This window comes from Nocardia higoensis NBRC 100133 (assembly GCF_000308595.1).
GTDB classification, from domain to species: Bacteria; Actinomycetota; Actinomycetes; order Mycobacteriales; family Mycobacteriaceae; genus Nocardia; species Nocardia higoensis.
In genome coordinates this window covers 30,816-54,909 of sequence record NZ_BAGA01000127.1, presented here as the reverse complement: position 1 = coordinate 54,909, position 24,094 = coordinate 30,816, and the positions used below count along the sequence as shown (strand labels likewise).

The following is a 24,094-nucleotide window of genomic DNA, read 5'->3' as shown; positions in this document are numbered from 1 at the left end:
TGGCGCAAGAGCCGTTCGGCCCGGTCTCGGGCCTCTTCCCCCCGCACGGGACCACTGGGTAGCGTCGAGGCGTGGACAGCTTCGCGCAACATCTGGTCTGGTTTCTTCCGATGCTGTGGCTGGGGATGGTGCTGGCCATCTCGTTCCTCGAGGCGCCCCTGAAGTTCCGGGCGCCGGGGGTGACGGTGCCGCTCGGGCTCGGTATCGGCCGGATCGTGTTCCAAGCCTTGAACACCGCCGAAACCGTGTGGGCGGCGCTGCTCCTGCTCGCCTGCGTGGTGCTGGGGCCGTCGGCCTCGGTGTGGATCTGGCTCGGTGTCGCGGTGGTCGTGCTCGCGGTCCAGCTCGTGGTGATCCGGCCGCCGCTGACCCGGCGCTCGAACCAGGTGCTGGCGGCGGGGGAGGACCTGCCGCGCTCGACGGTGCACTACTACTACGTGGCGCTCGAGGTGGTCAAAGTCGTCGCGTTGATCGGGCTCGCGATCGTCGCCGCGCCCTGAGGTGAACGGCCCCTGATCCGAACCGTTCGCGGTGAGCCGCTGCTTCCGGCGAGCCGAGGGCAGCATCACCGGCCGGATGCGAAACACCCCGGGCTCGGTGAGCTCCGGGGTGTTCGATGGTCTCCGGTGGTGGCTACGACGATCAGCCGCGGTACTGGCCGAGGGAGATGCCGCGGCTGGCCAGCCAGGGCAGCGGGTCCACCTTGTCGTTGCCGTTGAGCCAGACCTCGAAGTGCACGTGCGGGCCGGTCGAGAAGCCGCGGTTGCCGACCGTGGCGATCTGATCGCCCGCCATCACGTACTCGCCGACCGAGACGGTCGCGGTGTCGACGTGGCCGTAGACGGTGACCGTACCGTCCTCGTGCTTGATCCGCACCCACATGCCGAAGCCGGAGGCCGGGCCCGCGTCGATCACGGTACCGTCGGCAACGGCGTAGATCGGGGTGCCGATGGGCGCGGCGATGTCGACACCGAGGTGCTGGACGCCCCAGCGGGCGCCGTAGCCCGAAGTGAAGTTGCCGTAGGTGAACTGGGCGAACAGCGGCCGCAGTTTGGCGGCCTCGGCGGCAGCCAGTTCCTCGGCGTACTTACGGCCGTTCTCCAGGATCTCGTTGAACTGCGACAGATTCGAGGGCGCGGCGACGTTGAGGACCTGCGGCGAGGCGGAGGAGTTGTTCGGGTCCTCCAGGCTCATCGACTGCGCGGCGATCTCGTGGATCTGGCCTGCGGCTTCGTAGTCGAGGGTCTGGGACGGCTGACCGGGGTCGGCCATCGCGGCCTGGCCCGCGGCGACCACGGCGCCCGCGGCCACGGCGACGACGGCGGCACGACCCTTGAGCGATCCGGGCGGGGCGGGCACACGGTGTGCGCCGCCGCGCCGGGCGGTGCCCCGGCCGGGGATGAAAGCGGGCGCGGCGGGGGTGGCGGCCGGGGCGTTGCCCGAGCGGTCGTCATCGCCCTCGTCGTCGGTCCAGCCGCTCTCGTTCCCGGGGTTCCACTGCGACTGGCGGGCCCAGGCGTCGCTGTCGCAGGTGCCCTGCCACTGGCTCGCTTCGCCCTGGTTCCAGCCCGCGTCGGAATCCGCGGTTTCGGTTGTGCCCCAAGCGCTTCCGTTGTTCCAGGAACTCTGCTGGTGCCAGGTCGCGCCGTCGTTCTGGTTCCAGGCCGCGCCGTCGTTCCAGGCGGAATCGTTGTTCCACGCTTCGGAATCCTGATTCCACGCGGAGGCATCCGGGGCTTCCGGCCCGCGGTGGGCGGAAGCCTGCTGCCACACCGTGCCGTTGTCCCAGGTGGTGTCCTCGTTCCACGCGCCGCCCGCCCGGCTCCAGGCCGCGGTTTCGTCCCAGCCGGCGTTGCCCGCGGCGTGCGCGCCGAATCCGGCGCCGGCTGCGGGCGCGGCATGGTGATTCGCGGGGTGCTGGTCCGTCGAGGGGGGCAACGGTGCGGCAGCAGGCATGAAGGGCTGATCGTCGTCGCGATAGCGGTGACCGGAGCGCGAGCGTGGACCGGAGGCGAAAGCGCCCGCTGCGAGTTCGGTAAGGGTCGAGCGATTACTCATCGGCAGTACCACATCGTGAAGCGGGAGTTGGTCACTGTGCCGATGAAACGGCAGGTGAACGATGTCGGGGGTGTCTCGATCGGACGGCTCACCGCTTGCGGAGCGCTGTGCTGCATCAAGGCTTGCCGTCCTCCTCATCCTCTGGAACAGGGGAGTCGTGACCTAGTTGTGACATCGACTGCATGACGGTAACGAAGCAATTGCGTCGGTCGCAAGCGCTGCGCCGTTTCTCTCCCGGCATGTGAGATTCATCACCGTATCGCAACGGAATATCTCACGGCGTTTCGGGCATTGTCGTGAGAATGCCCGCCACCCCCACGCCGGGGTTTCGCTCGGGCCTCCGGTAGAGCCGCTCTACCTGGCCGCACGCCGACAAGCTACTCGTCAGTAGTGTTGGCCAGCGGTTTTATCGCCCCCGGCCCATGGTTCGTGACCTGCGCCACTTAGGATGAACGTGGCCGATTGGCCCTCCATGTGACTGGTTAGAGTCCGACCCGACCCGCTTCCGACGTCGGGCCGCCAACAAAGACGTTGTCATAGCAACGCAGACGAGATGGTGAGTACATGGATCTCTTCGAATATCAGGCGAAGGAGCTCTTCGTTAAGCACGGAGTGCCTTCGTCCGAAGGCCGCGTCACGGACACGGCCGAGGACGCCCGCGCCATCGCGGAGGAAATCGGCAAGCCGGTGATGATCAAGTCCCAGGTCAAGGTCGGTGGCCGCGGTAAGGCCGGTGGCGTGAAGTACGCCGCCACCCCGGAGGACGCGTTCACCCACGCGCAGAACATCATCGGCCTGGACATCAAGGGCCACGTCACGAAGAAGATCCTGGTTGCCGAGGCGAAGGACATCGCCGAGGAGTACTACATCTCCTTCCTGCTCGATCGCGCCAACCGCACCTACCTGGCCATGTGCTCGGTCGAGGGCGGCATGGAGATCGAAGAGGTCGCCGCCACCAAGCCGGACCGCCTGGCCAAGGTCGCCGTGGACGCCGTCAAGGGTGTCGACCTGGCGTTCGCCCGCTCCATCGCCGAGCAGGGCCACCTGCCCGCCGAGGTGCTCGACTCCGCCGCGGTGACCATCCAGAAGCTGTGGGAGGTCTTCGTCGCCGAAGACGCCACCCTGGTCGAGGTCAACCCGCTGGTGCGCACCCCGCAGGACGAGATCCTCGCCCTCGACGGCAAGGTGACGCTGGACGAGAACGCCTCGTTCCGGCATCCGGAGCACGACGAGTTCGCGGACATCGACGCCACCGATCCGCTGGAGCTCAAGGCCAAGCAGAACGACCTCAACTACGTCAAGCTCGACGGCGAGGTCGGCATCATCGGCAACGGCGCGGGCCTGGTCATGTCGACCCTGGACGTCGTCGCCTACGCCGGTGAGAACCACGGCGGCGTGAAGCCGGCCAACTTCCTCGACATCGGTGGCGGCGCCTCGGCCGAGGTGATGGCCGCCGGTCTCGACGTCATCCTCAACGACGCGCAGGTCAAGAGCGTGTTCGTGAACGTCTTCGGTGGCATCACCGCGTGTGACGCCGTCGCCAACGGCATCGTCAAGGCGCTCGAGATCCTGGGCGACGACGCGAACAAGCCCCTGGTCGTGCGTCTCGACGGCAACCGCGTCGACGAAGGCAGGCAGATTCTGGCCGACGCCGCGCACCCGCTGGTGACGCTGGCTCAGACAATGGACGAAGGCGCCGACAAGGCCGCCGAACTGGCAGCCGCCCGCTGACGCGGACGAGTAAGGACCGAATCTCATGTCTATCTTCCTGAACAAGGACTCCAAGGTCATCGTCCAGGGCATCACCGGCGGTGAGGGCACCAAGCACACCGCCCTCATGCTCAAGGCCGGCACCCAGGTCGTCGGTGGCGTCAACGCCCGCAAGGCCGGCACCACCGTGTCGCACACCGACAAGGACGGCAACGCCGTCGAGCTGCCGGTGTTCGGCACCGTCGCCGAGGCCATCAAGGAGACCGGCGCCGATGTGTCCATCGCGTTCGTGCCGCCGAAGTTCGCCAAGGACGCCATCATCGAGGCCATCGACGCGGAGATCCCGCTGCTCGTGGTGATCACCGAGGGCATCCCGGTGCAGGACACCGCCTACGCCTGGGCCTACAACGTCGAGAAGGGCAACAAGACCCGGATCATCGGCCCCAACTGCCCCGGCATCATCACCCCCGGCGAGGCGCTGGTCGGCATCACCCCGGCCAACATCACCGGCAAGGGCCCGATCGGCCTGGTCTCGAAGTCGGGCACGCTGACCTACCAGATGATGTACGAGCTGCGCGATTTCGGCTTCTCGACCTCCATCGGCATCGGCGGCGACCCGGTCATCGGCACCACCCACATCGATGCCATCGAGGCGTTCGAGAAGGACCCCGAGACCAAGCTCATCGTCATGATCGGCGAGATCGGCGGCGACGCCGAGGAGCGGGCCGCGGCCTACATCCAGGCCAACGTCACCAAGCCGGTCGTCGGCTACGTCGCGGGCTTCACCGCGCCGGAGGGCAAGACCATGGGCCACGCGGGCGCCATCGTGTCCGGCTCCTCGGGCACCGCCCAGGCCAAGAAGGACGCGCTCGAGGCCGCGGGCGTCAAGGTCGGCAAGACTCCTTCGGAGACCGCCGCCCTGGCGCGCGAGATCCTGGAGCAGGCGTCGATCACCGCCTGATCGGGTCAGCGGCCGGAGGCGGTAGCGAAGCGTCACCCCGCAGGCCGCCGCGATCAGGCACATCGGACACCGCCTGATCTACAGTCGAGAACCGATCGGACTCGATCGGATGAACAACGTTGAGGGACCGCTTTTCGGGTAACCGGAAGGCGGTCCTTCCGCTTCGGTACACGGTCGCGACCCGCTCAGGTGAGGATGACCGGCGCGGGCTCGTGCAGTAGCGTCAAAAGAAATCCAGCCGAAGTACACGACTCGACCGAGGAGACGACGACATGTCCTACCCGACCGGGGGCTCCGGGTACAACACACCCGGGACGCCCTCCGCACCTTCCGCACCCGGCCCCGGCCAGCCGACCGGTGCAGGCGCCGGTGCGAGCGCCGCCGGCGCGGCGGCCAAGGGGCTTCCGTTCTTCCTGCTGGTCGGAGTCGCCGCGCTGGGTGTCCTCAACTTCCTGCTCGGTTTCCTGCCGTTCGCTCAGCCGGAGATCACCAATTCGTTCAACGGCGCCACCATCACCGGTGACTCGCAGTCCGCCTTCGCGATGGGCATGGCCGGTCTGCTCGCCCTGCTTCTGTTCGCCGGTCTGCTCGCCGGGCTTTCGCTGCTGCCGAAGCATGATTGGAAGGGCGTGGCCGCCGCGGCCGCGGCCGCCGGTTTCCTGGCGCTGGTGTTCCAGGTGATCTCGCTGCCGGAGGGCTACGGCACGAAGTTCGGCGCCTGGGTGCTGATCTTCCTGGCGTTGGTGCAGACCGCGCTCGCGGTCGCGGTGGTCCTCTTCGATGCCGGCATTCTGAAGCCGCCCGCTCCCAAGCCCGCTCAGCCCGCAGGCCAGCAAAGTGGCTTCCCCGGCCAGCAGGGTGGTTACGGTTCGCCGTCCTACGGTCAGCAGGGCCAGCAGTACGGTCAGCAGAGCCAGTACGGCCAGCAGGGCTACGGCCAGCAGGGCTACGGTCAGCAGCAGCCCGGTTACGCCTCCGGCGCGCAGTACCCGGCGCAGCAGTCGCCCTATGGTCAGAGCCAGCCCGGCCAGCAGGCCGCCTCGCCGTACGGTCAGCCGGGCTACGGCCAGCAGGGGCAGCCCGGGCAGCAGGCCGGCTACGGCCAGCAGCCGGGATACGGTGCGCCGCAGCAGTCCTCGCCGTACGCCAGCGGTGCGCAGCCGCGTCCCGACGAGAGCGCGACCCAGCACTACGGCGGCCAGCCGGGGCAGCAGTACGGCGCAGGTTACGGTCAGCAGCCCTCGGCCCCGCAGGCCGGTCAGCAGCAGGGCCAGCCGTTCGGCGGTGAGACCGGCAGCGACCCGGCTCAGGACGCCACCACGGCGTTCCGGCCCTCCGACGACAACAACAAGTAGGTCGTCGGAGTACACCCCCGAAATACCTGGTACCGAACCAGATCGGTCGAAGAAGTACACCGCGAGCACCCGGCCCGTTCCCAGGGCGGGTGCTCGCGGCGCGCCTGCCCCGATCCCGTCGCGAAGGCTGCCACGCTGAATTCCCATGAGCTCACCCAGAAACTCGCTCGTCCGCTGGACCGGGGAACCTCCCGGGAAGCCGGAGCAGCCCGTGCGTAGCGGGCGGGAGGAGATCTACGAGCCGGGATTCCTGTCGCTGACCCCCGAACGGGCCCGGGTGCTGCTGCTCGTCGCGGTGCGCCCGGCGGCGCAGGCGATGCTGGTGATCGCGGTGTTGGTGCTGCTCACTCTGCTCACTTCCGGTGACGGCATGGCGGGCACCTCCGCGGCGATCGCCGCGAGCTGGCTTGCGATGCATCAGGTTCCGCTGGTGATCGGCAAGACCACGCTCGGCCTGCTGCCACTGCTGCCCACTCTCGTCCTGATGTGGGCGGCAGCGCGCGAATGCGCCCGCGCCATGCTGCCGGACAGTTCTCGCGCCGATCTGGGCTGGCTGGTCGGCGCGGCGCTCGGCGGGCCGCTGCTGGTGACCGCGGTCTGCCTGGCGGTGGTCGAGGACGCGTCCGGGATCCTGCCGGTGCGGTCGCCGAACGCGCTGGCCGCCTTCGGCTGGGTGCTCGCGCTGCATCTGGTGGCGGCGGCCGCGGGGATCGTGAGCCGCGAGGTCCCGCGCGTAATCGATCTGTTGCGGCTGCCCGATTGGGTGGTGACCGGTCTGCGCTGCTCCGGGCGCACCGCGCTGCGACTGCTCGCCTGCGCGACGGCGGTGACCGTGGTGTCGCTGCTCGCGCACTGGTCGGCCATGGGTGAGGGCTACGCGAGCGCGGGAGATGCCTGGGGCGTACTCGGCCTGACGGTGCTCTCGCTGGTCTATCTGCCCAATGTCGTGGTCGGCGCACTCGCGATGCTGCTCGGTGCCTCCGTCCAGTTCGGCGAGGCCTCCATCAGTCTGTTCGAGGTGACCGGCGGACCGGTGCCCGCGGTGCCCGTCCTGGCCGCGCTGCCGGTCGGCCCGGCCGTTGCCTGGTGGCCGCTGCTGATGGCGGTGCCCGCCGCTGTCGGCGTGATCACGGGTCTGGACCTGGCGCGCACCGGCGACGACGAGATCCCCCGTCCCTGGTCGGTGCTCGTCTGCGCCGGCGGGACGACGCTCGTCGTGCTCGGCGCCGCGCTCCTGGCGGGCGGCGAACTGGGCGGCTTCGGACACGTGGGCATCGGCCTGTCCACCCTGGCCGCCGCGTCGTTCCTCGTCCTCTCGGTCGCCGGCTGGATCGGACTGATCGCGGCCCGGCTGTTCCTGGACCGCCGCGCCGCGCACGCGGGCCGGGACAACTACTTCGACGATCACGACGAGTACGACCGGCGTGGTGGCGGGGCCCGCGACGGCGAGGCCGACCACGACGACGATCACTACGACGACGATCACTACGACGACGATCGCTACGACGACGATCGCTACGACGACGATCGCTACGACGACGACAACGCGGACGAGCACTACGACGACGATTACGAGGATGACGATCACTACGACGACGAGGACCGCTACGACGACGAGCACGACGACTACGAGGCCGACTACGACGACGAGCGCTACCGCGACGACCAGGACGAAGCGCACGACCACGACCATGCGCGCAGCGGCGAGGAGTACGACGAGCACGGGCACGACGGCGGCGCCGAGGACGACCGCGCTGTCAGCCGCGCCGCGCGGGACGTGGTCGCCGACCGCGACCATCCCGACGCCATCGATGCCGAGGTCCTCGATGATCCGCCCGCCGTCAGCCGCCCGCGCCGGGAGCCGGACGCCGATATCGTCGACGCCGAAGTAGTCGATCCCGACGCCACGCGGTAGCCCCCCGGTCGAGCACGCGCGGGCTGCCCGCCGCCCCCACCGCGCGCCGGGGCACGCCGCGGACCGGTCGTCGGGACCGTCCATGCCACCGACTACGCTGATCACCGGCGGTGACGTTCCCCCGCCGCCCGATCGATACGCAGGAGTGGACCCCTGACGACTTCGTATGCCACATGGGTGCCGACCGCGGCCCCGGCCACCGTCGTAGTGCTCGCCTCGGGCACCGGATCGCTGCTGCGCTCCCTGCTCGACGCGGCCGGCGAACCCGGGTATCCGGCGAAGATCGTCGCCGTCGGCGTGGATCGCGAGTGCGCGGCCACCGGTCACGCCGAGGACGCGGGCGTGCCGCATTTCCGGGTCGCGCTGCCCGATTACGCCGATCGCGCCGCCTGGGATATCGCGCTGACCGAGCAGGTCGACGCCTTCCATCCGGATCTGGTGGTGTCCGCGGGCTTCATGAAGCTGCTCGGCCCGGCCTTCCTGACCCGGTTCGGCGGCCGCATCATCAACACCCATCCCGCGCTGCTGCCGTCCTTCCCCGGCGCGCACGGGGTACGCGACGCGCTCGCCTACGGAGTGCGGGTCACCGGCTCGACGGTGCATCTGGTCGACGCGGGTGTCGACACCGGCCCGATCCTGGCGCAGGAACCGGTACCGGTGCTGCCCGGCGACGACGAGGGCACCCTGCACGAGCGCATCAAGGTTGTCGAACGACGGTTGCTGGCGGAAGTCGTCGCCGCCGTCGCCACGCGAGGCATTGTCTCCGACGGACGAAAGGCAGTAATTCCAGATGAGCGGGTGCACCGGTGACTGAACGCAAGCCGATCCGCAGGGCGCTGGTGAGCGTCTACGACAAGACCGGGCTCGTCGAGCTCGCGACCGGTCTGCACGCCGCCGGCGTGGAACTGGTCTCGACCGGTTCGACCGCGGGCAAGATCGCGGAGGCCGGCGTCCCCGTGACCAAGGTCGAGGAGCTGACCGGCTTCCCCGAGACCCTGGACGGCCGGGTCAAGACGCTGCACCCGCGGGTGCACGCGGGCATCCTCGCCGACACCCGCAAGCAGGAGCACCTGGACCAGCTCACCGAGCTGGGCGTCGAGGCGTTCGAGCTGGTGGTGGTGAACCTCTACCCGTTCACCCAGACCGTGGCGAGCGGGGCGAGCGAGGACGAGTGCGTCGAGCAGATCGATATCGGCGGCCCGTCGATGGTGCGTGCGGCCGCGAAGAATCACCCGTCGGTGGCCGTGGTCGTCGACTCCGGTGATTACGCCGACGTGCTGTCGGCGGTGACCGCGGGCGGTTTCACGCTCGCTCAGCGCACGGCCTTGGCGGCCAAGGCTTTCCAGCACACGGCCGCCTACGATGTGGCGGTCGCGAGCTGGATGACCGGCGTGCGCGCGCCCGCCGTGGCCGAGGCCGCGGGCGAGGCGCCCGGCACCCCGTACCCGGCGTGGATCGGCGGCAGCTGGGAGCGCGCGGCGGTGCTGCGCTACGGCGAGAATCCGCACCAGTCCGCGGCGCTCTACACCGCCGACGGGCAGCCGGGCCTGGCGCAGGCGAAGCAGTTGCACGGCAAGGAGATGTCGTACAACAACTACACCGACGCCGATGCCGCCTGGCGTGCCGCCTATGACCACAGCAGCCCCGCGGTCGCGATCATCAAGCACGCCAATCCCTGTGGCATCGCGATCGGCGCCGATGTGGCCGAGGCGCACCGCAAGGCGCACGCCTGTGATCCGGTGAGTGCCTTCGGCGGCGTCATCGCGGTCAACCGCGAGGTCACCGTCGAGCTGGCCGAACAGGTCGCCGACATCTTCACCGAGGTCATCGTGGCCCCTTCGTACGCGCACGGCGCGGTGGAGGTGCTGCAGCGCAAGAAGAACGTGCGCATCCTGATCGCCGAACCGCCGCAGCGCGCGGGCGTGGAGCTGCGCCCGATCAGCGGCGGCGCGCTGCTGCAGCAGCGCGACATCCTCGACGCCGAGGGCGACGACCCGGCGAACTGGACCCTGGTGGCCGGCGAGGCCGCCGACGAGCAGACCCTCGCCGATCTCGCGTTCGCCTGGGTGGCCTGCCGCGCGGTGAAGTCCAATGCCATCCTGCTGGCCGCCGACGGCGCGTCGGTGGGCGTGGGCATGGGGCAGGTCAACCGGGTCGACGCGGTGCAGCTGGCCGTGCGCAGGGCCGGGGATCGCGCCAAGGGCTCGGTCGCCGCGTCGGACGCGTTCTTCCCGTTTCCGGACGGCCCGCAGCAACTGATCCAGGCCGGTGTGCGCGCGATCGTGCAGCCCGGCGGGTCGGTGCGCGACCAGGAGACCATCGATCTGGCCAAGGAAGCGGGGGTCACCCTGTATCTGACCGGTTCGCGGCACTTCGCGCACTGAGCCGGAGCACTACGCCGCGGAATCAGCCGCGGCGCGCGGCAAGACCCGACGAGTGGGGCGGTTCCCGAGGGAACCGCCCCACTCGCCGTCTGGGCGGCGGTAGCCGCCGGAGAGGGCCCGCGCCGTCGGCCCGCGGCTGTTTTCTCAGGCCGCGCTGAGCACCTGGCGATCACCCAGCGGCGCGTCCAGGGGGATCTCCACCGAGCCGAAAACGGCGATCATCACGCACATCTTGTCGACCGCGTCCGCGCGCCTGCCCGAGCGCACTTCGACCGTCACGGTGCTGTCGGTCTCGGTGGTGCTGACGTCCACGCCGAAGCATTCCGGGGTGCCGGTCTGGATGTTCACCGCGATGCGGTCGGGTGCCAGCCGCGACCACGAGGTGAACGGGATCGGGTGCGCGTCGACGATCGTCGGATCCGGGGTGAAGACCGTGGCTGTCTGCGGTTCGGGTATCTCGGTGGGGACGTTCCGCGTCGTCGTCGCCGCACCGGTGCCCGAATGTTCGGGGGCGTGCCCGGATTCGTCGCCGGAGCCGCATCCGGTCGTCACGAGGACGAGCGTGACGGCGGCGGCCACCAGCGCCGGGACGGGGCGAGTACTCGACCTCCGATTCATGTCTGCAGCCTAGCCGGGCCCCGCTCAGCGCTGTCCGTGATACCACGCCGGGACCGGGATTGTCGCCACTCATCGTGGTGCGAGAAAGCCCACAGTGAACTTTCCGCGAACCGTGCGCGTAAAGGCTCCGGTGATCGCTTCCGGACTGTAGATTCGGCGTCGATGCGCGCCACCAGCTTTCGTCGCGTATCGCTCGTCGAATGCTCTGCTGTGAATTATTCGAAAGGAACAACGTGGGCGACACGCTGCGCGTAGGCGAAGAACTCGGACTCGGCCAGTCTCTGACCGGAGGCGCCTACACCCTGACCCTGCAGTCGGATGGCAACCTGGTGTTGTCCGAGCCGGGCGGAGAGGTCGTGTGGGCCACCCAGACTCACGGCCAGGGCGTCGCCAGGGCGGTTCTGCAGGACGACGGCAACTTCGTTCTGTACAAGGGCGACGGTGCGGCCGCCTGGTCCACCGAGACCAACGGCAAGAACGTCGACCGCCTGGTGGTGCAGGCCGACCGCAACGTCGTGCTCTACGGCGGCAGCGAAGCCGCGTGGGCCTCGGGTACCCACACCGACAACCCGCTGCCCGCGCCCGCCCCGGAGCCGGAGCCGGTCGCCGAGCAGGCCCAGCACGCCGCGCCTGCCGACGTCCCCCCGCCGCCGCCCGCGCCGCGCACCTACACCGTCGAGCCCGGCGACACCCTGTGGGCGATCTCCGAGCGCTTCTACGGTGACGGCAACCGCTACCAGCAGATCGCCGACGCCAGCGGCGTGGCGAACCCGGATCTGATCCACCCGGGCCAGGTGCTCACCATCCCGTGATCCGCGCGCACGCGTGAACATGAACAGACGAAGGGCCTCCGGGAATCTCCCGGAGGCCCTTCGCCTTCGTCGTGCCGGTCAGTAGCGCATCGCGTAGGACACCCGTCGCGCGATCGACTTCTTGCGCTGGGCCTCCTTGTAGCGCTCGTCTTCCTGGATCACCTTGATCGAGGTGTCCACGCGCCGTTGGGCTTCGGCGATCGCCTCCTCCACCGGCATCACGGTGTCGAGGCCGAACAACTCGATGATCTTGGTGATCCGCTCGGCCACCGTGCCGCCGACCACCTCGTAGTGCACGCCCAGATCACGGATGACCCCGAGCAGCGTCTCGTCGGAGACCTTGCGGAACTCCTCCGAAACCGGCCGATGCCCATCGGCTTTCAGCGGGAACTCCACCGGCAGATGCACATAGGCGTCGTACAGCCCGGCCGCCCGTTCCTTGACGATCTGACCGAACAGGTCGGTGTAGTCGCGTAGCGGCGCCTTACGCCCGATGCCGGTGATCGCCTTCATCGACCGAACGAGCAGTCCAGCACCGGGATTGATGCCGACCTGCAGGCGGGCCGTGCCGTACACCCACTCGTGCACCACCGAACCGTCGGAGACGAACGACTCCACGCAGGACTCGTTGTACACCCGCTCCTCGAACCGGCGCATGCCCAGCTGCAACAGTTCGATGGAGTTCAGTTCGTTGAGCGTCTTGCCGGGAGCGATGTCCATCAGCAGTTCCCGCGCGGTCATGGCGTGCGTGCGCGGGATGCCGGTGGCGATCGACAGCGCCTCGGTGGTGGTGGACTTGCCCGTGCCGTAGGTGCCCGATATCGCGAGTTTGATGCTCTCGCGTCGCTGTCCGCCGACCAGGTACATGTGCGCTCCGATCCTTGTCCGAACTCAGTTCTCCGCCGCCGGGCCTGCTTCGGGCGCCGAGGTCGCCGCCGGCTTGCTCGCCGCCTTCTTCGCGGCCGCCGCCTTCGACGCGGCCGTGCGCGGGGTCGCCCGCTTCGCCGCGGCGCCGGTCTTCGCCGCCTCCGCCCCGGCCTTCGCCTGGCGTGTGCGGGTCGACGACGAGGCGGATTCGGCGGCTGGGGTCGCGGCCTTCTTCGCCGCGGTGCGCCGGGTGGCGCCGCCCGAGGTCGCCTTCTTCGCGGGCCTGCGGGTGGTCTTCGCGGGCTGCTCGGCCGCGTCGGCGGGCTGCTCGTCGGCCTTCGGCTGTTCCGCCGCGCGCGCGGGACGGGAGTTGCTGCCCGGCTCGGCCTGCTGCCCTGCGGCCTGCTTCGCGGTGCGAGCGGTGGTCCTCGTCCGCTGCCTGCTGGTCGAGCGACGGGGTGCGGGCTGGGCGGTGTCCGATTCGTTCGTGGACTGTGCCGCGGCCGTTTCGGCGGGTGCCTGTTCGGGGGAGGTCGAGGTGCTCGCCGTCGTGTCGATGGTGGAGGTCACTTCGGCCGAGGCCTGTTCCGGGGCGGTCGAGCTGTTCACCGTCGTGTCGGTGGACGAGGCTGCAGTTGTTTCGGTGGGCGCCTGTTCGGGAGCGGTCGAGCGGTTCACCGTCGTCGCGGTGGCGGAGGGCGTAGCGGCCGCGGATTCGTCCTCGGTTGTCGTGGGGGACGGGGTGGCGGGGCTCGTCGGGCGGTCGGCCTTGTCGGGGGCGGTGGCGCGCGTCGATGCTGCCCGCTTGGTGACCGTGTGCTCCGTGGTGGGTTGCGGGATGACGTCGGTGATGACGGCTCTGGCCGCGACCGTCGCCGTGCGGGCACCCGCGCCGGTGGTGGCGCTCGGGGTGGGGCCGGTGCGGGTGGTGGCGCTCGCGCTGGGCGCGGTCGTGCCCGCCGTGCTCGGCGAGGTACGCGCGGAGGTGCCGGTGTCCGAATGCCCGGCCGCGCCGACGGATGTACCGGAGCCGGCGGTGCCGGTTGCTCCGCTGGTGCTCGAGTGGCGGGAGCGGGGCGGAGCTGTGCTGTCGGAAGCCGCAGTGCCGAGGCGATGCCTGCCCGCGGGCCTGCCGGTCGGCGGCTCCGGCTCGGTGAGGCGGTGTTTGCCCGCGGTTTCGGTGCGCTTCGGCTTCCCGGCGGACTTCTTGCCGCCCGCCGGCCGATCCGAGCCGCCGGCGATCCGGCGGATGGTCGTTTCGTCGAGCACGCCGGGCGTGGCCGTGGCTGGGTCGATCGGCTGCGGGGAGGCGGTGCCGAAGTCGGAGGCGAACTCCGACGCGGCGGCGGTACCGGATCCTTTCGGGGTGCCGGACAGCGCGCTGACGCCGGCCGGGCGCTCGGCCGAATCGATCAACGAGCCGGACTTGTCGGCAGAGCCGGATGTGGTCGGCGAGCCGGATGTCGTGGGCGAGTCGGACTTGCCGGCCGAGCCGGATGTCGTGCGCGAATCGGACTTGCCCGTCGATCCGGATGTGGTCGGCGAGTCGGACTTGCCCGTCGATCCGGATGTGGTCGGCGAGCCAGACGCGGTGGGGGAGCCGGATGCGGTGGCAGATCCCGACGTGGCCGGGAGGCTCGACGTGGGGGCGCCATTCGCCTCGGTGGAGCGGCTCGAGGTGGTGCGAGAGGACGTGGAGGCCGGGCTCGGGACGCCGTCGGCGCCGGTGGATCGAGTGGAAGTGGCCGAGCCCGCGGCTTTCTGCGCCGATCGGCTCGAGGTGGCGGGCTTGCGCGTTGTGCTCTCGGTGGGGCGTCCGGCGGTCGCGGAACGGCCGGTGGCGTCGGCCTCGGACGGTGGTGTGGGCCGCTCGAGGATGTCGGTGGGGCCTTCGGCGCTCGGGGTACCGGCCGGACGCTGCTTGCGGGTGCCTGTGCCCGGGCGGGTCTCGGTGGAGCCGCCGGAGGTGCCGGACTTCCTGTCGCCGGTTGCGCGCGATCCGGGGGTGGTCGTGCGAGTCGTGGTGGCGCCCGGCCGGGCGGGGTCGCCTGCGGCCCGCTGCGCGCCGGCGGACCCGGTGGCCCGGCGCCGGCTCGTGCTGCCGGCCGGAGCGGCAGTGGCTTTCGTGAGCGTGGCGGGATCGGACTCATCCCGCTGCGCGTCGGCCTTGGCCTGGGCGATGATCTCGGCGGCGCGCTGGGCGGCCAGAGCGCTGGTGCGGCCGGTCGCGCGGCGGCCGGGCACCGGGACGGTGTCGGCCGCGGGGTCACCCGAGTCGTCGGCGGGTACGCCGGGACTGTCCAGGGCGGCCTCGTCGAGGTCCGACCAGCGCATGGTGGCCAGGGCGATGACGCCGGAGATCGCGGCGAGCACCGCGACCAGCAGCATCGTGCTGTGCAGGCCGTCGACGAAGGCGGACTCGGCGGCCGCGCGCACCGTGCCCGCCACCGAACCCGGCAGGCCTTCCAGCACGGCCGACGGGCCCGCCGCGGCGACGGCGTCGCCCGCGGTGTGCACCTGCTCGTCGAAGACTCCTTGGGCCACATCGCTTTCGGTGAACGCGCCGGACACCCGGTTCTGGAAGAAGGCGCCGACCGCGGCGATGCCGATCGCCACGCCCGCCTGCTGGAAGGTCTCGTTGATGCCGGAGGCCATGCCGGACTTGTCGGGGGTGGTCACCGCGATCGAGAAGGCGGCGCGCGGCGGGCTGAACACGCCCATGCCGAGGCCGATCAGGATCATCGCCGGGATGAGCGCGGTCCACGACGACTCCGAGTCCACCAGCAGCACCGCCGCCAGGCCCGCCGCGATCAGCAACTGCGAGGCGCCGACGAGCAGGCCGGGCCTGACCTTGGTCACCAGCGCGCCCGCCAGCGCCGCGGCGACGAACAGCAGCAGTGTCAGTGGCAGGAAGCGCAGGCCACTGGCGAAAGCCGAATGGCCGAGCATGTTCTGGACGTAGGCGATGAGCAGGAACAACGCGGGCATCACGGTGATGGCGCACAGCGCCGTGACCGCGGACAGGCCGTTGAAGGTGCGATTGCCGAACAGCGTGAGATCGAACATCGCCTGGTCCGGTCGAGAGAACTGCAACCAGGTGAAGACTCCGAGCAGGACCACGGCCAGACCGAAGCAGCCCAGCACGGTGACGCTGGTCCAGCCGTCGGCCTCGCCGCGCATGAAGCCGAGCACCAGCAGGAACAGGCCGGCCGAGAAGGTGGCCATACCCGGCCAGTCCACCGGTGGCGGTGTCTCGCTGCGGGATTCGCGCATCTTCAGCATGCCGATGACGATCGCGGCGATCGTGAGCGGCACGTTGACGAGGAAGATCCAGCGCCAGCCCGCGGATTCGGTCAGGCCGCCGCCGATCAGCGGACCGAAGGCGATCGCCAGACCGGTGACGGCGCCGAACACGCCGAACGCCATACCCCGGTCCTTGCCGCGGAATTCGTGTCCGAGCAGCGCCGGGCCGACCGCGAACAGAATCGCGCCGCCGAGGCCCTGCACGAACCGCGCGATGATCAGCACCAGATCGTTCGGCGCCAGACCGCAGGCCAGCGACGACAGCACGAATACGACCAGACCGACATCGAAAACCCGCTTGCGCCCGAGCCGGTCGGCCAGCGAGCCCGCCGCCAGCAGGACGCCCGCCAGACCGAGCGCATAGGCGTCGAGAATCCACTGCAGTGACGAGAAGCTGGAACCGAATGCGGCGCGAATGTCGGGTAGCGCGACATTCACGACCGTCAGATCGAGCATCAGCATGAAGGTCGCGAGCGCGACGACCACGAGGGTCCAGATCGCGCCCGGGGACCGCTGTGTTCCGGTCTCGGCACCGGTTGCCATGAAGATTCCCTTCGAAGTTGACGCCGCGGCGCGGCGTCAGGCGGCTTCGAGAGCCGCCGACACCGCGTCGCCGACCGGAATGCGTTGCGGCAACGCATACATTCCGGCCACCTGGGTGACAATCTGCTCGAGCGAACCACCGATTACGAGATACGGCAAATTGGAATCTTGCAAAGTGTCGAGCAACAGGCGGTCGACGAGTTCGCGGAGAGCATTGTCACCGTTGGCGTCCGCGTCGTCGGGAACACGGAGATGGACGAATCCGTCGTAGGTCGCGTTCGCGCGCCGGGCGACGATGCGATGGTGCGCGAGCAGGAAGCGCTCTTCGAAGATCCGGTACGGCAGGTCGAGCGGATCGAGCAGCCAGTGCCGCCGCGGCGTGGTGCGCCGGACGGCTTCGGCCAACGCCCATTCGTGCAGCACCGAACCGTCGGAGACGAAACTGCCCGGCAAGCGGGATTCGCCGTCGACGCGATATTCGAAGCCGCGAACCGCCGCTTCCACGGTGGGCGCGAGGCGCCCGCCGGTGCGTGGGGCGATCAGATCCTCGGAGACGGTCGCGCAGTCCAGTCCGGTGGCCAGTGCCAGCGCGGTGCACACGGTGGTGCGACCGGTGCCTGGGGCGCCGGTCACGGCGATACGGACGGTGGGTAGGTCGTCGGTCATCGGCGGCTCAGTCCGGGAGCCGATGAGCCAGCAGGCACGAACCGGTCACGCCTTGGAATTCCTTGATCAGCAGATCGGCGCTGCGCCAGCGCTGGCCGCCGCGATCGATGATCGAGGCCCGCTTGATTTCCACGGTGCCGTCGAATTCCTCGGCCGAGGGCCGGGGCGGCGCCTCGGAGAAGAACTCCAGCTTGCGCATCCACAGGGTGTCGCTGTTGGTGCGGTCCAGCGAATCCATCTGGTACAGCAGGATCTGCGAGAGCTGGGCGGCTCCGACGATGGCGTCGATCGGGGACACCGAGTCCCAGTAGGCCGATTCCGCACCGACATATTCGTTCTCGGCGCCCGGGCGCACGGTCTGCCTGCCGGTGACACGGCTGGCCTCGGCGTCGACGCTCAGCTCGGTCGCGGTCAGGCTGTGGTCCTTGACGCCGGTGAGGTAGTAGTGCGGTGCGGGGCCGAAGATCTCGGCCAGGCTGTCGAAGGGCTCGATGCCCTCGACTTCGGGACCGCTGCCCGCACCGAGCTCGTGGACGAGGGTGAGCGTGCCCGCGAGATTACCGACCTGGAACTTGAAGGTGGTCTCCGCGCTGTCACCGTCCTCGGCCAGTGCGGTGACCTCGGCCGTGACGGGGATGTGTTCGAGATCTTCGTGCGGGGCGGCGCCCGCCCGGACCGCACCGTGGCGGACCCAGGTGCGTGCCGACTGTTCGGGGTTCAGCCCGCGGGCGCGGGTGACCGCGGCATCGCAGAGCGTCGCGGCGAGCATGACGGTGTCCACGCTGCTGACATGCGGAACGAGTTCCCGATGCTTTTTCGTCGACCAGGCCGCCGGATATTCCAGCCGGGCGACTGCGGAATGGCGGGCGCCGGGCCGGGCGGTATTTCCGAGTCGCAACGCGGACAATTCCGGCCCGACCTTCCGGTAGCCCTCACCGAAATATCGGGTGGCACGCGGCCCGAGGGGTTCGTCGTAGCTGGAGAAGTGAACACTCATACGTACAACCTTTGAACAGCGAAATAATCCGGTATTCAGGCGACGCGAGGCAGCTCGAAAACTTGTCCCGCGTACGACAGACCCGCTCCGAACGAAACCTGGAGAGCGAGCTGACCCGGTTTGGCTCGACCCGAAGAAATCAGGTCGTCGATCGCCAGCGGCAGCGCCGCCGCGGACGTGTTTCCGGTGTGACGCACATCGTCGGCGACCACCACCGACTCGTCGCGCCAGCCGAGTTTGCGGACCACACTGTCGATGATCCGCAGGTTGGCCTGGTGCGGGATGAAGACCTCGACCTCGTCGAGACCGATCTCGCCCGCGATCGCGATCTGTTCCACGATCTGCGGCACCGCGCCGGTGGCCCAACGGAATACCTCGGTGCCCTCCATGCGCAGCATCGGGGTCGCGGTGGTGGTTGGCGCGACGCGCAGCGCCTCCCAGGTCGGTTCCTGGCGGATCAGCCGGGCATGCGAACCGTCGCTGCCCCAGACGGTTCTGCGGATGTGGCCGTTCTCGGTCGGTCCGATCAGCACCGCGCCCGCGCCGTCACCGAAGATCGGCGCCACCCCACGATCGTCGGGATCGACTACGTGGCTGAGCTTTTCGGCACCGATGACCAGCACGTTGCCCGCCTGGCCGGAGTTGATCAGCGCGGTGGCCTGCCCGACACCGTGCGCCAGCCCGGAGCAGCCGGCCGAAATGTCGAACGCCGCCGGGCCTGCGCATCCGAGTTCGGAGGCGATGATGGGCGCGGCGGCGGGGGTCTGATTCATGTGGGTGGAGGTGGCCAGCAGGACGACATCGATCTCGCGCGCGGAGATGCCCGCGGCGCTCAGTGCGCTGTCGGCGGCGTGCACCGACATCGATATCACCGTCTCCTCGGGGCCGGCGAAACGACGTTCACTGATTCCGGTCCGGGTGCGAATCCATTCTTCGTCCACGCCCAGGCGATCGGCGAGCTCCGAATTGGAGATAATTCGGTGAGGGCGATACGATCCGATCATGAGCATTCCGGCTCGCTGGACTGTCATATCTCGTCGTGTAGCCTTTTCTCGCAGTGTCGTCATAAAGCTCACCCCCCTGCGTGTTTATGAAGTGAATCACTTGTGAATCAACCTAGCACCGGGCCGAAGTGCTGGTATCAGATCACACGGCTATAACACGTGCATAACAGGGCGCAGTGACGAAGGTCACGTTTTTTGATGCGGCATTGACATAACCGAAGCTACTGATCAGTTCGCAATTTGACGAACGCCAATGTTCGCGTTGTTTCGGGCAATTCGAAACTCGAACAGTTCTGTTCTTCGTCGTCCGCGTTCGCGGGAAACAGCCTGGTCAGGACAACGTTAGAGGAGATACGACGAGGGCGGGCCCGATCGCGCGATCGGGCCCGCCCTCGATTCCTTGGGCTTGTGTCAGCGGCTGGTGAACGGCAGCAGCGCCATCTCGCGAGCGTTCTTCACCGCGACCGCGACCTGCCGCTGCTGTTGCGGGGTCAGGCCGGTGACGCGCCTGCTGCGGATCTTGCCGCGGTCGGAGATGAAGGTACGCAACAGATTCACGTCCTTGTAGTCCACTGTCTCGATGCCCGCGGCGATGAGCGGGTTCTTCTTCGGGCGGCGGGCCTGCTCCGCGCGAACCTTCTTCGACGGTGCTCGCTTGACTGCCATGTCAGGGTTCCTTCTGCGGTATCGGTGGTTTTACCAGCTCGATTTGTGCACACCGGGAAGTTCTCCGCGGTGGGCCATCTCGCGCACGCGCACGCGGGACAGGCCGAACTTCCGGAGGTGACCGCGCGGACGTCCGTCCGCGGTGTCCCGATTGCGCAATCTTACCGGACTGGCATCGCGTGGCAGCCGCTGCAGGGCGGCCCGCGCGGCCGCGCGCTCGGCCGCCGGTGTGGTGGGGCGGCGGAGCAATTCCTTCAGCTCCGCCCGGCGCGCCGCGTAGCGGGCGACGATCTGCCTGCGTTGCTCGTTGCGGGCGATCTTGGATTTCTTCGCCATCAGCGCTCCTCGCGGAAGTCGACGTGTCTGCGCACGACCGGGTCGTACTTGCGCAACATCATGCGGTCGGGATCGTTGCGGCGGTTCTTGCGGGTGACATAGGTATAGCCCGTGCCCGCCGTGGATTTCAGCTTGACGATGGGCCTCGTCTCGGTGGATTTCGATGCCACGTCGGCGCTCCTCAGATCTTCTCGCCGCGGGCGCGCAGGCGTGCGATCACGGCCTCGATCCCGTCGCGATCGATGGTCTTGATGCCCTTGGTGGACACGGTCAGCGTGACGCGCCTTCCTTCGCTGGGCAGGAAGTACGTCTTGCGTTGGATGTTGGGATCCCAGCGCCGGCCGGTACGAACGTGCGAGTGCGAGACGGACTTGCCGAAGCCGGGCTTGCGCCCGGTGACCTGGCAGTGGGCGGACATGTCCGGGCCTCCTCCTTGTTGTTGGTAATCATTTTCGACAATGGCCGCAGGGGACTGTACGCTGACGGCGACCGAAATGACAATCATTATCGAAAGGGGCATCTGGTGCCGCTCGATTCCGCCCCGCCCGGCGATCTCGATCGCCGTACCCCGGTGCTGGTGCTCACCAGCCCGCCCGGCCGTGCCGAGGCGGTCGTGCGCCGGCTGGCCGCCACCCTGGAGCGAGCGCAGGGGACGCTCGTCGTCCGCTACGACCTGCGCGAGCTACGTGAGGGAGTGGTGCGCCGCACGCTGACGAGTGCTGGTCGCGACGACCACGTCGTGCTCGAACTGGCGCATTGCTGCCTGTCCTGCACGCTGCGCGCGGATCTGCTCCCGCTGCTGTGCACGCTCGCCGCCCGCGATTCGGTGCGTCGGATCGTGCTCGCCCTTGATCCGGCTTTCGAGGCCGAGGCGATCTGCGGCGCCGTCGTCGACACGGTGGTGACCGGAGTGCACGGGCGTGTGGACGGCCCGGCGGGCCGCAGCGTCCGCATCGAGGCCGTGCTCGCCTGCCTGGACGGTGAGCACTGGATGGTAGACGCCCTCGGCGACGAGACCGTCGCCGAGCGTGGTCTGGCCGTCGTCGGCGACGACGATCGCACTGTCGCCCAGTTGGCCGTCGGGGCCGCGCAGGTCGCCGACGCGGTGCTGGTCGCCGAGCCGCCGATGGACCCGCTCGCACGCGGCCGGATGGCGGCGGTGCTGGACCGGCTCGCGCCCACCGCACCGGTCGTCTGGCTGGACGGGTACGGCCGGGCGGGCGATGGGGCCGATGGGCACGGTGCTGCCGGCGCGGGCGATATCGGCCCTGTCGATTCCGGTGCCGTGGACGTCGATGCGGCGGATCTCGGCACGCTCGTCGGTGATCTGTGCGCGCGCATTCCGGGAGATGCCCGGCGTGGCCGGGTCTTCGACGCGCACGCGCCGCTGCTGCGCGGACAGCCGCCGCTGACCGCCGAGCACGGCGTCACGATCGTGGAGTTCTCCGCGCGCAGGCCCTTCCATCCCGTGCGCTTGCACGAGGCCCTCGATGTCCTGCTCGACGGCGTGATCTGCGCGCGCGGCCGGGTGTGGCTGGCGACCCAGCCCGAGGAAGTGGTGTGGCTGGAGTCCGCGGGCGGTGGGCTGCGGGTCGGCGGCGCCGGTGCGTGGCTGGCCGCGATGAGCGCCGCTGACTACGCCGCGGCCGAGCCGGACCGGCGGGCGATGGCCGCGATCGGCTGGGACGAGCGATTCGGTGACCGCCACGTCGAAGTGGTCGTGCTGGCCTGCGGCGCCGACCCCGGCGAGATCCGCGCCGCGCTGCACTGGGCGCTGGTCGACGACGACGAGCTGCGCACGGTGCAGAGCGCACCGGAGCGGGTGGCGCGCTGGGCGGACCCCTTCGGTGAGTGGCATGCCGACCCCTGCGTGGACATGGACGAAGGAATCGAGGATGTCTTCCGCGGCACGGCGCTGGGAAGCAACGGATGGACGGGAGAAACGCAGTGACGTCTGGACGCGGATACGGTCGCCGGGTGCGCGCCGGGAAGGAGGACTGAGATGGCGGTGCCGAAGCGGAGGATGTCGCGGTCGAATACGCGCAGCCGCCGGTCGCAGTGGAAAGCGAAAGCGCCGGAGCTGGTTACGGTGACCGTGGCCGGGGTATCCCACCGTGTGCCGCGCCGGTTGGTGGCCGCGGTGCGCCGGGGATTGCTCGATCCGGAACGGCTCTGAGGTCCGGAAATCGCCGATGTCCGGGAATCGCCCGGTCGTTCGATGAGGGGGAGTGGGGTGGGTTCGCCGGAACCCACCCCACTCGTATATCTGTCCTACGGACCGGCAGGTTTTCAGGCAAACGAATGGCAATTCGACTGTGACGGCGCACCGGTCGCGATGTCGCGGACAAGATTGCCCGCGATTAGCTCATGATCGAAAAGCGCTCGGGCGGACCCGGTTTCGCGGAAGAATTTCTCGGAGAACCGCTGCTTTCCGCGCCGCAACGGAGTACATTCATCCATCGAGGGCGGGTTCTCCTGTTCTGGGAGAACCCGCTCATCGCCAAACTTCTGGCGATCACCCGGGATTCCCGGAAGAACCCTCTGCCGTTCCGGTCGCTCACCGAATGATCTTCGGTGCCGGGTGCATTCCCCTTCTCGTCAGCGTGATCCGTCGCGGTCGCCGGGACGGCAGGGCAGGCTCAATTGCTGGGGTGCCGACGACCGTTCGGCGAGCAACGCTTCCAGACGTGCCAGCTGGTTCACGATCACCTCCACCGGCCCCTCGATCAGCGACAGCGGCCACGGCAAGCCCTTGCCCTGTGCGCGCTGCACCTGATCGGCGAGATCGGCGGTGCCCGCCTCCAACTCGCTGATCTCGGTCCGGAGTTCGCCGATCTGCGCACGCAGTTCGGCGGTTTCGGCGGTCAGGTCCTCGATACGGCGCAGGGCGGCCGCCAAGCCGTCGACCAGCGAGCGCGCCCTGCCCTCGGCGTCGACACCCAGCTGCGGCCAGCCCGCCAGGCTGGGGCCGCGCAGCTGCACCTGGATGTCGCGCAGCACGGCATCCTGCTCCGGCGTCACATCCGTTCCTCTCTGTAGGGCAAGGCCTGCGCTCGGTCCCCGGTGACGGTCAGGCCCGGGAACTAGAAGCGGGACGCGCCGATCACCATCGTCTCGCCCGCATCGAAGGCCTGCGCCTGTGCGGTGGCGGGGGTCGGTGTGGGTGTGGACCGCAGCCTGCGGTCGGGGGCCACCAGCACCGCGGTGATCGGCACCGCCAGCGAGAGCATGCCGAGCACGAACATGGGAACCAGGAAGCCGAACAGATCGTCGCCGAGCGGACGGGCGATGCTCTCGTCGAGCTCGATCGCCATTCCGGCCAGCCGCACGTAGTGCATGCCCAGCGTGCCCACCGCGAACAACACGGAGGCCGCGACCAGCACCCGGATGGGCGTGCGCCGCAGCACGAACCACAGGGTCGCCGTGGCGATGGCGATGGCGATCAGCGCGGCCACCACCACCGCCCACCACGCGGTCCGCACCGACCCGCGCACATGCACGCCGTTCATCGCCACGAACAGCATGATCGTGGTGCCGAGGCCCATGGTCAGGCCCGCGGCGCCCAGGCGCGGCAGATCCGCCTTCGTCCCCAATATCAGCAGCGCGCCGAGCACGGCGACGACCGCGATCACGCCTGCGGTCACCAGGCGGGTGGATTCGTAGCGGATCACACCGTCGTCGGTCGGGGCCACGCCGAGCATCGAGACGAAGACAGCCAACCAGGTGCCGACGCCTCCCAGGCACACCGCGGCCGCGACCTGCCAGACCAGGCGGAACTTCTGGGTCACCGATTCGGTCGACTGCCGTACGCAGATCAGGCCGACCAGGGCGCCGACCGTCGAGACCAGTGCCGCCAGGCCGACGACCCAGTAGCCCATGGAGAAGTAGCTCACCGCGGC

At 69.3% G+C, this 24,094-nt stretch carries 24 protein-coding genes; 11 read left to right on the top strand and 13 right to left on the bottom strand.

All coding sequences use genetic code 11. From position 1 onward, the window contains the following. The first annotated feature begins 71 nt into the window (after positions 1–71). Positions 72–500: a hypothetical protein gene (locus ON26_RS23090; RefSeq protein ID WP_040798477.1), complete on the top strand. Its 429-nt coding sequence runs from the start codon at positions 72–74 to the stop codon at positions 498–500. Between the two features lie 142 nt (positions 501–642). On the opposite strand, the gene ON26_RS35110 is transcribed toward ON26_RS23090, so the two are convergent. Next, positions 643–1,773: a M23 family metallopeptidase gene (locus ON26_RS35110; protein ID WP_373280957.1), complete on the bottom strand. Its 1,131-nt coding sequence runs from the start codon at positions 1,771–1,773 to the stop codon at positions 643–645. 849 nt (positions 1,774–2,622) lie between these two features. On the opposite strand from ON26_RS35110, the gene sucC reads away from it, so the two are divergent. From sucC to purH, 6 genes are all read left to right on the top strand, one after another. Further along, positions 2,623–3,789: an ADP-forming succinate--CoA ligase subunit beta gene (gene sucC, locus ON26_RS23080; protein WP_040798474.1), complete on the top strand. Its 1,167-nt coding sequence runs from the start codon at positions 2,623–2,625 to the stop codon at positions 3,787–3,789. A 25-nt stretch (positions 3,790–3,814) separates the two neighbouring features. Beyond that, complete coding sequence (gene sucD / locus ON26_RS23075; RefSeq protein WP_040798471.1) at positions 3,815–4,729, top strand: succinate--CoA ligase subunit alpha; 915 nt, start codon at positions 3,815–3,817, stop codon at positions 4,727–4,729. A 272-nt stretch (positions 4,730–5,001) separates the two neighbouring features. Further along, on the top strand, positions 5,002–6,084 hold the full coding sequence (locus ON26_RS23070; protein ID WP_040798469.1) for a DUF5336 domain-containing protein: 1,083 nt from the start codon (positions 5,002–5,004) through the stop codon (positions 6,082–6,084). A gap of 145 nt (positions 6,085–6,229) precedes the next feature. Then, positions 6,230–7,999 (top strand): cell division protein PerM, encoded by a 1,770-nt coding sequence (locus ON26_RS33555; RefSeq protein WP_040798468.1) that lies wholly within the window; start codon positions 6,230–6,232, stop codon positions 7,997–7,999. A 135-nt stretch (positions 8,000–8,134) separates the two neighbouring features. Next, the gene (gene purN / locus ON26_RS23060) at positions 8,135–8,809 is read left to right on the top strand and encodes a phosphoribosylglycinamide formyltransferase (RefSeq protein WP_040798466.1); all 675 of its coding nucleotides are present in this window, start codon (positions 8,135–8,137) and stop codon (positions 8,807–8,809) included. Further along, positions 8,806–10,383, top strand: coding sequence for a bifunctional phosphoribosylaminoimidazolecarboxamide formyltransferase/IMP cyclohydrolase (gene purH, locus ON26_RS23055; protein WP_040798464.1), 1,578 nt, complete (start codon positions 8,806–8,808; stop codon positions 10,381–10,383). Before purN ends, purH begins: the two co-directional genes overlap by 4 nt. 144 nt (positions 10,384–10,527) lie before the next feature. Here purH and ON26_RS23050 read toward each other — a convergent pair whose 3' ends face one another. Further along, positions 10,528–11,001 carry a hypothetical protein gene (locus ON26_RS23050; RefSeq protein ID WP_051027401.1) on the bottom strand — a complete coding sequence of 158 codons (474 nt, stop codon included), beginning with the start codon at positions 10,999–11,001 and terminating at the stop codon, positions 10,528–10,530. 233 nt (positions 11,002–11,234) lie between these two features. Between ON26_RS23050 and ON26_RS23045 the strand changes: the two genes are divergently transcribed. After that, positions 11,235–11,813 (top strand): LysM peptidoglycan-binding domain-containing protein, encoded by a 579-nt coding sequence (locus ON26_RS23045; RefSeq protein ID WP_040798463.1) that lies wholly within the window; start codon positions 11,235–11,237, stop codon positions 11,811–11,813. 78 nt (positions 11,814–11,891) lie between these two features. On the opposite strand, the gene ON26_RS23040 is transcribed toward ON26_RS23045, so the two are convergent. The 9 genes from ON26_RS23040 to rpmB all read right to left on the bottom strand — a co-directional run bounded on the left by ON26_RS23040 (position 11,892) and on the right by rpmB (position 20,613). Beyond that, a complete protein-coding gene (locus tag ON26_RS23040; RefSeq protein WP_040798462.1) occupies positions 11,892–12,680 on the bottom strand; it encodes an AAA family ATPase in 789 nt (262 codons plus the stop codon). Between the two features lie 24 nt (positions 12,681–12,704). Continuing rightward, a complete protein-coding gene (locus tag ON26_RS32960) occupies positions 12,705–16,526 on the bottom strand; it encodes a DHA2 family efflux MFS transporter permease subunit (protein ID WP_085999073.1) in 3,822 nt (1,273 codons plus the stop codon). A gap of 36 nt (positions 16,527–16,562) precedes the next feature. Continuing rightward, the gene (locus tag ON26_RS23030) at positions 16,563–17,192 is read right to left on the bottom strand and encodes a nucleoside/nucleotide kinase family protein (protein ID WP_040798461.1); all 630 of its coding nucleotides are present in this window, start codon (positions 17,190–17,192) and stop codon (positions 16,563–16,565) included. A gap of 7 nt (positions 17,193–17,199) precedes the next feature. Beyond that, a complete protein-coding gene (locus ON26_RS23025; protein WP_040798459.1) occupies positions 17,200–18,189 on the bottom strand; it encodes an AvrD family protein in 990 nt (329 codons plus the stop codon). A 35-nt stretch (positions 18,190–18,224) separates the two neighbouring features. Then, positions 18,225–19,199, bottom strand: coding sequence for a beta-ketoacyl-ACP synthase III (locus tag ON26_RS23020; RefSeq protein ID WP_281032407.1), 975 nt, complete (start codon positions 19,197–19,199; stop codon positions 18,225–18,227). A 405-nt stretch (positions 19,200–19,604) separates the two neighbouring features. Beyond that, a complete protein-coding gene (gene rpsR / locus ON26_RS23015; RefSeq protein ID WP_011211513.1) occupies positions 19,605–19,859 on the bottom strand; it encodes a 30S ribosomal protein S18 in 255 nt (84 codons plus the stop codon). Positions 19,860–19,889: 30 nt separating this feature from the next. Next, positions 19,890–20,195, bottom strand: a complete 306-nt coding sequence (rpsN, locus tag ON26_RS23010; protein WP_040798455.1) for a 30S ribosomal protein S14 — start codon at positions 20,193–20,195, stop codon at positions 19,890–19,892. Continuing rightward, on the bottom strand, positions 20,195–20,365 hold the full coding sequence (gene rpmG / locus ON26_RS23005) for a 50S ribosomal protein L33 (protein WP_040798453.1): 171 nt from the start codon (positions 20,363–20,365) through the stop codon (positions 20,195–20,197). Before rpmG ends, rpsN begins: the two co-directional genes overlap by 1 nt. A gap of 11 nt (positions 20,366–20,376) precedes the next feature. Further along, entirely contained in the window at positions 20,377–20,613 is a 237-nt protein-coding gene (gene rpmB, locus ON26_RS23000) for a 50S ribosomal protein L28 (RefSeq protein WP_040798451.1), read from the bottom strand. A 102-nt stretch (positions 20,614–20,715) separates the two neighbouring features. Between rpmB and mrf the strand changes: the two genes are divergently transcribed. From mrf to ON26_RS22990, 3 genes are all read left to right on the top strand, one after another. Continuing rightward, positions 20,716–22,146: a ribosome hibernation factor-recruiting GTPase MRF gene (gene mrf, locus ON26_RS22995; RefSeq protein ID WP_051027416.1), complete on the top strand. Its 1,431-nt coding sequence runs from the start codon at positions 20,716–20,718 to the stop codon at positions 22,144–22,146. A 51-nt stretch (positions 22,147–22,197) separates the two neighbouring features. Further along, positions 22,198–22,371: a 50S ribosomal protein L32 gene (gene rpmF / locus ON26_RS32535; RefSeq protein ID WP_083884304.1), complete on the top strand. Its 174-nt coding sequence runs from the start codon at positions 22,198–22,200 to the stop codon at positions 22,369–22,371. Between the two features lie 191 nt (positions 22,372–22,562). Next, entirely contained in the window at positions 22,563–22,763 is a 201-nt protein-coding gene (locus tag ON26_RS22990; RefSeq protein ID WP_040798449.1) for a hypothetical protein, read from the top strand. A gap of 30 nt (positions 22,764–22,793) precedes the next feature. Here the strand turns inward: ON26_RS22990 and ON26_RS22985 are convergent, their stop codons facing one another. Together ON26_RS22985 and ON26_RS22980 are read right to left on the bottom strand one after the other, a co-directional pair. Further along, the gene (locus tag ON26_RS22985) at positions 22,794–23,216 is read right to left on the bottom strand and encodes a hypothetical protein (protein WP_040798447.1); all 423 of its coding nucleotides are present in this window, start codon (positions 23,214–23,216) and stop codon (positions 22,794–22,796) included. 62 nt (positions 23,217–23,278) lie between these two features. After that, a complete protein-coding gene (locus ON26_RS22980) occupies positions 23,279–24,088 on the bottom strand; it encodes an MHYT domain-containing protein (RefSeq protein ID WP_051027399.1) in 810 nt (269 codons plus the stop codon). Positions 24,089–24,094 lie beyond the last annotated feature (6 nt).

Bases quoted from the DNA above. Each gene is read 5' to 3' on its own strand.
- ON26_RS23040 (WP_040798462.1), bottom strand. From the start codon at position 12,680: ATGTACCTGGTCGGCGGACAGCGACGCGAGAGCATCAAACTCGCGATA.
- rpmF (WP_083884304.1), top strand. From the start codon at position 22,198: ATGGCGGTGCCGAAGCGGAGGATGTCGCGGTCGAATACGCGCAGCCGC.
- rpmB (WP_040798451.1), bottom strand. From the start codon at position 20,613: ATGTCCGCCCACTGCCAGGTCACCGGGCGCAAGCCCGGCTTCGGCAAG.
- ON26_RS32960 (WP_085999073.1), bottom strand. From the start codon at position 16,526: ATGGCAACCGGTGCCGAGACCGGAACACAGCGGTCCCCGGGCGCGATC.
- ON26_RS22990 (WP_040798449.1), top strand. From the start codon at position 22,563: ATGATCGAAAAGCGCTCGGGCGGACCCGGTTTCGCGGAAGAATTTCTC.
- rpsN (WP_040798455.1), bottom strand. From the start codon at position 20,195: ATGGCGAAGAAATCCAAGATCGCCCGCAACGAGCAACGCAGGCAGATC.
- rpsR (WP_011211513.1), bottom strand. From the start codon at position 19,859: ATGGCAGTCAAGCGAGCACCGTCGAAGAAGGTTCGCGCGGAGCAGGCC.
- sucC (WP_040798474.1), top strand. From the start codon at position 2,623: ATGGATCTCTTCGAATATCAGGCGAAGGAGCTCTTCGTTAAGCACGGA.
- ON26_RS33555 (WP_040798468.1), top strand. From the start codon at position 6,230: ATGAGCTCACCCAGAAACTCGCTCGTCCGCTGGACCGGGGAACCTCCC.
- ON26_RS23030 (WP_040798461.1), bottom strand. From the start codon at position 17,192: ATGACCGACGACCTACCCACCGTCCGTATCGCCGTGACCGGCGCCCCA.
- ON26_RS23020 (WP_281032407.1), bottom strand. From the start codon at position 19,199: ATGCTCATGATCGGATCGTATCGCCCTCACCGAATTATCTCCAATTCG.
- sucD (WP_040798471.1), top strand. From the start codon at position 3,815: ATGTCTATCTTCCTGAACAAGGACTCCAAGGTCATCGTCCAGGGCATC.
- ON26_RS23050 (WP_051027401.1), bottom strand. From the start codon at position 11,001: ATGAATCGGAGGTCGAGTACTCGCCCCGTCCCGGCGCTGGTGGCCGCC.
- ON26_RS23025 (WP_040798459.1), bottom strand. From the start codon at position 18,189: ATGAGTGTTCACTTCTCCAGCTACGACGAACCCCTCGGGCCGCGTGCC.
- ON26_RS23070 (WP_040798469.1), top strand. From the start codon at position 5,002: ATGTCCTACCCGACCGGGGGCTCCGGGTACAACACACCCGGGACGCCC.